Source organism: uncultured Nitrospira sp. (assembly GCA_902500695.1).
Taxonomy (GTDB): Bacteria; Nitrospirota; Nitrospiria; order Nitrospirales; family UBA8639; genus Nitrospira_E.
This window is the reverse complement of the sequence record CABVRQ010000161.1, coordinates 1-3349: the sequence shown is the minus strand read 5'-3', so window position 1 is coordinate 3349 and position 3349 is coordinate 1. Positions and strand designations below refer to the sequence as shown.

Genomic DNA, 3349 nt, shown 5'->3' with positions numbered 1-3349 from the left:
GAACGTGTGGTATCAGTCCAAGATTTGCTGTTGTCATTGGGGGTAAATTCCATCAATGATTGGCTAAAGGCGGCTGAGAGGCCATAACTAAGCTTTAATAAAAGCGCAGGCCCGGCCTTCGCAGTCTTATCTACGGGAAACTTACGAATGGCTGCGAAGGACGACTAAGAAACGGTCAGGCTACCTAGTCTGGATTTCCGTTCATGGCCGAAAGCGGTCGCTGGATGATGTAATAAAATTACTTCCGAAAACAATCCTTGATTTTCACGCAGGCACATAGGGCGCGATCTTGATCTTCCCCGCGTGCTTTCTCATCTCTGTGGCGTCGAACCAGGCCTGCATCCTCAGCAGCATATCCATGCTAAGCTGAAACGCTTTTTCTAACCGCAGTGCCATTTCCGGCGTGAGCGACGATTTTTCATTCAGCAAGTCCGACAACGTCGCCCGGCGCACGCCCAGCACTTCGGCGGCTTTGGTTACGCTCAAGCCCAACTCGTCAATGACTTCGGTCTTGATAAAGGCCCCCGGATGGGCAGGCTTCATCCCGATTTTGATCCCTTTCTTTGCCATCAGTGATAGTCCTCCAAATCTAATAAATCTAAATACCCGTCTTCTTCCTCAAATGTGATCCGCGAGTTCCCTGACGCGGACACGCTCCATGTATCCTTCCGATCCCCCGAGAGCTGATGCACCCGCCATCCAGGAGAGCCGAATTTCGAAACCCGCCCATATCTTCCGCCAGGATGAGCTCAGTCAAGACATTCCGTATCCGGCTCACCAGGTCTGGCGCAAGCCTCTGGTCTGATTCTCTCCTATGAGGCGCTTCAAACCCCGGTGTCGAACGGGTCGGATAATCATCTCCTTTTATTGTGCGGTGTAGCCGTGCATATCGCAAGCTTTTTGTCACCGTTTCAGCTCGGATATCCGCCTTCTTAATCCCTTGTAAGCCGTTGAGGGTCGCAAGTTTGCGTGTGCGACGGCTACCGGGCTTTTATAAACCTTCGGTCCCCCACAGGCCGCGCTATCGCCAAGGCTCTGCTGTCACGGGTAATCCTGTGCAATCCGGTCCCTGCAGCACGCTCGATATCCGTTTCGCGCCATCCTCCTTTTTCCTTCGGGTTGGTTTTGCTCTCCGCTCCTCGTGAGAGAGCAAACACCAACTTCAAAAAGGAGGACAAGGTGAAAACCTGCACCACCAACCACAACACCCACAAGAGAGAAACATCCCGCCAGGACATTTACACCCGCGTCCCGGAGCGCATTGTTGCTGATCTTAAGCAAGGCGTCCGGCCATGGGCCAAACCGTGGAACGCTGAACCAGCCGCCGGAAAGATTACCCGGCCCTTGCGTCACAACGGCACGCCTTATTCCGGTATCCATATCCTGATGCTTTGATCCTCTGCGATGGCCGGAGGCTTAGCCGCCCCGATCTGGATGACGTTTCGCCAATCCATGAAGTTGGGCGGGCATGTGCGCAAAGGCGAAAAAGGCTCTCTGGTCGTATTCGCCAATTCCATCACCTGCAAGGAGACCGATGAGTAAACCGGGGATGATTCGGAGCGTGCAATACACTTCATGAACGGCTACAACGTATTTAACGTTGAGCAGATTGAAGGCCTATCCGCACATTAGGAGGCCGCCTGATGGCGGCCTGTCTTCCGCTTCCCTCTAACCCCTGATCGTCATCGGTGGTTAGGGGTTTTTATGTTCCTGCAGAACAAAGAATCCAGCTTGGGCATTCCTATATCTTGTGGGACTGACGAGGCGACATACTTTAATCTGTACATGGATTTTTTGAAGAATTTTGCTAGACTTCTCATCCTGTCTTAGGTCTTCGTTTCAGGGTGCCTTTGTGGAACTGGATTCCAAAAAACGCCATCTTCTCACTCGCCAACGCGATGAGCGGGGTGAGTTGCTCTACGCTCTGGAACTGCTCAACGCCAATTTTCAAAAGCAATGTGAAGAGGTTCGCAGGCAGGTGCGGAAAAGCGCCTTTAACCGGGAGATCACCCGCGCAGGCCGGTATAGGGAAGAAAAACGCTTCTGGGAATACGTGAACAATATCATCGAAGATATCCACTTACTGACCTGGAAAAGAGCCGCCATCTCGGTCTGTCAGGCTCAATATGCCAGAAAGCTCAAGGTCCTGGAAGAAGAACTCCGGGAGCTGGAAACCACCCATCGCAAAGAACGCATCAATTTGCGCTATGCCGGTCAGCCGTCCCAGGAACATCCTTCTGACTTTGACACCAGCATCACGCCTCCCTTTTATTTTCCGCTTTGACCTTCACCCTCTTTTTCCAGACTTTTCACGCCGCTCCGTACCATGTTCCCTGTCTTCTCTACAAAGGAACTTCCATTGTAAGGTCTGAAGGTTACCTCCTTTGTAGACTTTATTTTGGTGTTCCGCATAGTGGTTATGGCAGGGCTTTGAAGAACGTCTTTCTTCGCTTGTTGTGTTCTCACCATTCACATCAGTCAGGTGTAAATTTCCCCGTCAAGCGGACAGTTGGTACGTAGGGTTTTCCAGTTCTCGTTGGTCCAGTTTTGCGGGCGAACGTTCGAGTTCGTCCTCCCAAAACACTGAATCAGAGGAAGGACGTTTTCAACATTTCCTCCCTAGGATATTTCTTCGTTTTCCTGTATTTCCTCTGCCGATAGTGGGTTTTAAAGCCAAGTCGTTAAGGTTGCTGTAATTGGATACCGAAAATGCATTGGGAGCGGTGGTCGAAATTTTTCGGGAGAGTAATGTTGAAATTTCTTCAAATTTTCCTGTTTGCCATATTGCTTGGCAACCTGGCATGTGCTGCCGGCCCGATACCGTTGACGATTGAACAAAAGGACAACACCTTGGTGGTGTTTCGGGATCAACAACCCATCATGGTGATTCAGGATATCATGCTGGATTTTCACCACTGGGAGGATGTCCAGCTCAACAGGAAAAGTAACAGTTTTTATCGTTTGCACCTGACGTACCGTGATGTGGCGAACGAGGAAGAGATCGAATCCATGAAGGATTCAAAAGTTATCATTGATATTGAAGCCGATCAGGCAGGGCTGCATTTCTCCAGTGATGCTGACTGGTTTTCCCATGTCACTATTTTCATGGAAGACCTCGGCGGACATATGTTTGGCGTGAAACAAACCACCGAGCCCTACAATCAAAAAAGCCCGGATTTGCGGGGTTTGGTTCAAGATGTCAATGCGATTGGCGAACACAATCGGTTTGGTTCCGACTATGCCACTGCGGTTTCGCCCCTGTTTTTTAATACGAAAGGGTATGTGAGCTTTTTCAACACGTTCGCTGAGGGCCGTTATCAATTTGCGATGAATGGCCGGACCGAGTTGT

General features: G+C 50.5%; 3 protein-coding genes and 1 pseudogene. 3 read left to right on the top strand and 1 reads right to left on the bottom strand.

The features are described from left to right. Nucleotides 1-264: 264 nt before the first annotated feature. Nucleotides 265-570, bottom strand: a complete 306-nt coding sequence (locus tag AAH187_RS19040; RefSeq protein WP_342350070.1) for a HigA family addiction module antitoxin — start codon at nt 568-570, stop codon at nt 265-267. A 399-nt stretch (nt 571-969) separates the two neighbouring features. Between AAH187_RS19040 and AAH187_RS19035 the strand changes: the two are divergent. The 3 genes and pseudogenes from AAH187_RS19035 to AAH187_RS19025 all read left to right on the top strand — a co-directional run. Continuing rightward, nucleotides 970-1542: pseudogene (locus AAH187_RS19035) on the top strand (ArdC-like ssDNA-binding domain-containing protein). A gap of 310 nt (nt 1543-1852) precedes the next feature. Further along, entirely contained in the window at nt 1853-2284 is a 432-nt protein-coding gene (locus AAH187_RS19030; RefSeq protein ID WP_342350069.1) for a hypothetical protein, read from the top strand. 464 nt (nt 2285-2748) lie between these two features. Beyond that, on the top strand, nt 2749-3349 hold a 601-nt coding region (locus AAH187_RS19025), incomplete at its 3' end, for a hypothetical protein (RefSeq protein WP_342350068.1).

Excerpts from the sequence above, each read along its gene's own strand:
- AAH187_RS19040 (WP_342350070.1), bottom strand. The coding sequence starts at position 570 with ATGGCAAAGAAAGGGATCAAAATCGGGATGAAGCCTGCCCATCCGGGG.